4 protein-coding genes and 1 pseudogene are annotated in these 4,340 nt (G+C 70.6%); 4 read left to right on the plus strand and 1 reads right to left on the minus strand.

Annotated features, from left to right (window positions below; all coding sequences use genetic code 11):
• The 4 genes and pseudogenes from VGD85_RS13170 to glf form a co-directional block, all read left to right on the plus strand.
• Positions 1-311: pseudogene (locus tag VGD85_RS13170) on the plus strand (LytR family transcriptional regulator); the annotation flags it as partial.
• A gap of 91 nt (positions 312-402) precedes the next feature.
• Complete coding sequence (locus tag VGD85_RS13175) at positions 403-1,350, plus strand: glycosyltransferase family 2 protein (RefSeq protein ID WP_331063895.1); 948 nt, start codon at positions 403-405, stop codon at positions 1,348-1,350.
• A complete protein-coding gene (locus VGD85_RS13180; RefSeq protein WP_331063896.1) occupies positions 1,347-2,264 on the plus strand; it encodes a glycosyltransferase family 2 protein in 918 nt (305 codons plus the stop codon). Before VGD85_RS13175 ends, VGD85_RS13180 begins: the two co-directional genes overlap by 4 nt.
• A gap of 6 nt (positions 2,265-2,270) precedes the next feature.
• Positions 2,271-3,470 (plus strand): UDP-galactopyranose mutase, encoded by a 1,200-nt coding sequence (gene glf / locus VGD85_RS13185; RefSeq protein WP_331063897.1) that lies wholly within the window; start codon positions 2,271-2,273, stop codon positions 3,468-3,470.
• A 3-nt stretch (positions 3,471-3,473) separates the two neighbouring features.
• On the opposite strand, the gene VGD85_RS13190 is transcribed toward glf, so the two are convergent.
• Positions 3,474-4,340, minus strand: an 867-nt coding sequence (locus VGD85_RS13190; protein WP_331063898.1) for an endonuclease/exonuclease/phosphatase family protein, incomplete at its 5' end; no start/stop codon positions are given.

The raw sequence follows: 4,340 nt of genomic DNA on the forward strand, positions 1-4,340 counted from the left end.
CGAGCTCGGCGATGGTGTCCACGAACATCCCCGCCAGCCAGTTCGGGCACTTCGCCGAGCTGGCGCTCAAGGCTCGGGGGCAGCGGGTCTCCTCACTGTCGCTGGTGCCGCCGATGATCGACACCGCGCACCCCGACATCAAGCTGATCAAGGCCAAGGTCGCGACCGCGATCGATCGGGCCGAGGGCACCGCCCCACCGCCGGGGAAGCAGAGGTCGCACCGGGACGACCCGGTCACCGGAGGCTCGATCGGCTCGCTGAGCACCGGCTACGCCGCCAACGAGGCCGGCGACCTCGACACCGCCTGCTGATGCCGAGTCGGCGCCAGTTTCCAGAAACTGGCGCCGACTCGACCTGCCCCTCGCGGAAACTGGCGCCGACTCGGCACCTAGGGTGGGCGACGTGAGTCAGCAGCCCCCGGAGCGACGCGTCGTGGCGGTCGTGGTGACGTTCAACCGGCTCTCGCTGCTGCAGCGGCTGCTTGCCCGCCTGGACGAGGTCCCGGAGCTGAGCGAGATCCTCGTGGTCGACAACGCCTCGACCGACGGCACGGGGGAGTGGCTCGCGGGCCTCGACGACCGCGACCCCGGCGAGGCCCGCCCGACCACACCGGTCCTCGGGCGCACGCTCGCCGAGAACGGCGGCGGCGCGCGCGGCTTCCACGACGGCCTGCAGTGGGCGATGGAGCGGGGTGCCGACCTCGCCTGGTTGATGGACGACGACGGCCTGCCGGAAGTGCGGTGTCTGGGCCGCCTGCTCGCCGAGCCCGGTCTCGACTTCTGGGGTCCCGTCGTGGTCGACGAGGACCGCCCCGACCGGCTGGTGTTCCCGATCCGGCTGCCGGGGCGCTCCCGGATGGTCCACGACGTCGTGGACGCCGGCCGGGCGGCGACCGGCGGCCGCATCGACGACATCGTGATCCCGTTCAACGGCGTCCTGGTCACCCGGGAGCTCGTGGACCGGATCGGCCTGCCGCGCTCGGAGTACTTCATCTGGGGCGACGACCACGAGTACCGCCTGCGCGCCGAGGCGGCCGGCGCGCGGATCGCCACGGTCGTGGACGCCCGGGTCCACCATCCCGCCGTGGGGAGCCTCGGGACGCCGATGGCGTTCGGGCGGACGACGTACAACCACAGCCCGAGCGACCTCAAGCACTACTGCATGGCACGCAACAACCTGCTCAACCTGCGCGAGTACCGCGGCTGGCCGCACGCGCTCGCGTTCGTCGCCAAGACCGCGTGGTTCTACACCTTCACCCGTCCCGACCCGCGGCGGCTGCTGCTCAGCGTCCGGGCGATGTACGCCGGGCTCCGCGGCGACTTCACCGGCCACACGAGGTACCTGCGATGAGCGGCGAGAGCGTCGCGGTCGTCGTCGTCACCTACAACCGGGCCGACCTGCTCGCGCACATGCTCGACGGGCTGGCCGCGCAGACCCGGCCGGCCGACGCGATCTTCGTGATCGACAACGCCAGCAGCGACCACACCCGGGCGCTGCTCACCGAGCAGGTCGCGGCCGCACGCCCCGGGCTGCCGCTGCGGGTGACCCACGCGGAGGAGAACCTCGGCGGTGCCGGCGGCTTCCACCTCGGCGTGCGGATGGCCCACGCCGCGGGCTATGACCGGATCTGGCTGATGGACGACGACGTGGTCCCGGCGCCGGACTGCCTGGCCACGCTGCTCGCCCAGGACGAGGCCTGCCTGATGTCGGTCCGGCAGGACACCCACGGCCGGCTGGTCGAGAAGGCCGCGACCCGGTTCGACCTGCACAACCCCCTGTCCGTGCGGCCCAAGACCGCGATGGTCGAGACGGAGTACGGCAGCCGGGAGCGGATGCCGGAGCGGGTCGAGCTCGAGAACGTCGCGTTCGAGGGCTTCATGCTCCGCCGCGAGGTCATCGACGCGATCGGCCTGCCGGACCCGGCGTACTTCATCTTCTACGACGACGTCGACTACGCGGTCCGGGCGCGGCGGGCCGGGTTCCGGATCTGGGCGATCCGCGACGCGGTGCTCGTCCGGCAGCTCGACTTCGACCAGCAGCACGACCTGGGCGGCTGGAAGGGCTACTTCATGTACCGCAACCTCTTCGTGGTGCACCTGCGGTACGGCGAGAACGTCCTCGTGCGGCTCAAGCCGTGGCTGATCACGGCCGCGGTCGTGCTGCTGAGCCCCGTGCGCGGCGGCCGCGCGGAGGCACGCAACGTGATCCGGGCCATGCGGGACGCGCGTGGGATGCGGTCGGTGCCGCCGCGATCCGTAGACTGACCGACCGTGTCCACCTCTGCCACCACCCCTGATCTCGGCCCCGATCTCGTCGTCGTCGGCTCCGGCTTCTTCGGCCTCACCATCGCCGAGCGCTGTGCCACCGAGCTCGACCTGAAGGTCCTCGTGCTCGAGCGCCGACCGCACATCGGCGGCAACGCCTACAGCGAGTTCGACGAGGAGACCGGCATCGAGGTGCACGTCTACGGCACGCACCTGTTCCACACCTCGAACGAGAAGGTGTGGGAGTACGTCAACCGGTTCACGTCGTTCACCAACTACCAGCACCGGGTCTTCGCGAAGTACCAGGGGCAGGTCTACTCCTTCCCGATGAACCTGGGGTTGATCAACCAGTTCTTCGGCAAGAGCCACACACCCGACGAGGCCCGCGCACTCATCGCCGAGCAGGCGAGCGAGATCGCAACCGAGGACGCGACCAACCTCGAGGAGAAGGCGATCAGCCTGATCGGCCGTCCCCTCTACGAGGCGTTCGTCAAGGGCTACACCGCCAAGCAGTGGCAGACCGATCCGACGGAGCTGTCGGCCGACATCATCACGCGGCTGCCGGTGCGCTACACGTTCGACAACCGCTACTTCAACGACACCTACGAGGGTCTGCCCACCGACGGCTACACCGCCTGGCTGGAGCGGATGGCCGACCACCCGAACATCGAGGTGCGCTTGGAGACCGACTTCTTCGACGTCGCCGAGCAGTACAAGGGCCAGGTGCCGATCGTCTACACCGGACCGGTCGACGAGTACTTCCGGCACAGCGAGGGCCGGCTCTCCTGGCGCACGATCGACCTCGAGCGCGAGACCGTCGACGTCGACGACTACCAGGGCACCGGGGTCGTGAACGCCAACGACCAGGACGTGCCGTACACCCGGACGCTGGAGTTCAAGCACCTCCACCCCGAGCGGACCTACCTGCCCGGCAAGACGATCGTCGTGCACGAGTACTCCCGCTTCGCCGAGGAGGGCGACGAGCCGTACTACCCGATCAACACCGCCGAGGACCGCGAGAAGCTGCTGCGCTACCGCGAGCTGGCCAAGCGCGAGCCGCTCGTGCTCTTCGGCGGCCGGCTCGGCACCTACAAGTACCTCGACATGCACATGGCGATCGGCTCGGCCCTCTCGATGTTCGAGAACAAGCTGCGGCCGCACTTCGCCGAGGGCGCGCCCCTCACCAGCGGCGGCGTGGACGAGTGACGATCAGGGCAGCGGCTCGGTGATGGTGGCGCGGGCCACGATCACCGGGTGGTCCGTGGTCCGGGCGACCAGCGCGTCCTGGTGGCGCAGGTAGTCCGAGAACGCGATGTCGGTGGTGCCGAAGATCCAGTCGATCCCGGCCCCGGGTGGCGGGGCGCACGCCCCGCCGACGCTGCCGCCGTTGGCCGCGCCGATGTCGCCCCCGCCGGTGACGGCGCAGAAGGCCTCCCCGCGCTCGTTGAAGTCGCCGAGCAGCAGGACCGGGTCGCCGCCCTCGGCCAAGGTGCGGACCATCGCGATCTCCCGGCGGGTGGCCTCGGCCCGGTGGGCGGCGTTGTTGCCGCGTTGCGGGTTGCTCGTCGGGTTGTGGATGCTGATGAAGGACACCTCGCGGCCGGTGTCGCGGTGGCGGAGGGTGACCCAGGGCATGGGCACGGGGTTGCCGTGGAAGTACGGGATCGTGCCGGTGCCGCCGGTCACGAGCTCCCAGACGTCGGTGCGGTAGGCGATCGAGTCGTGGCCGCGTTCGGTGCCGGTGAAGACGGCCCACTGGCTCGTGAGCCGGTTGAACGACGCCCGCTGTGACACCTCGAACTCCTGGAGTCCGGCGACGTCGATCCCCTGCGAGGTCAAGATCCCGATCAGGTTGCGGGTGCGGTCGATGCCGGAGGCATAGCGGGCCTTGTTGCCGCTGGCGCGGGTGTGGGAGTCGCCGAGCGTGTTGATCGTCGCCACCCGGAACGAGGTCGTCGGCGCGGCCGCCCGCTTGCGGCGCTGCTCGGCCCGCTTCTCCGCCGCCTCCGCGAGCCGGGCGCGGCGCCGCTCGGCCGCGGTCGGACCCTCGCGCACCAGGGGCGGCGGTGCCGCCAG

Source organism: Nocardioides sp. (assembly GCF_036401255.1).
Taxonomy (GTDB): domain Bacteria; phylum Actinomycetota; class Actinomycetes; order Propionibacteriales; family Nocardioidaceae; genus Nocardioides.

Bases quoted from the DNA above. Each gene is read 5' to 3' on its own strand.
- VGD85_RS13180 (WP_331063896.1), top strand. From the start codon at position 1,347: ATGAGCGGCGAGAGCGTCGCGGTCGTCGTCGTCACCTACAACCGGGCC.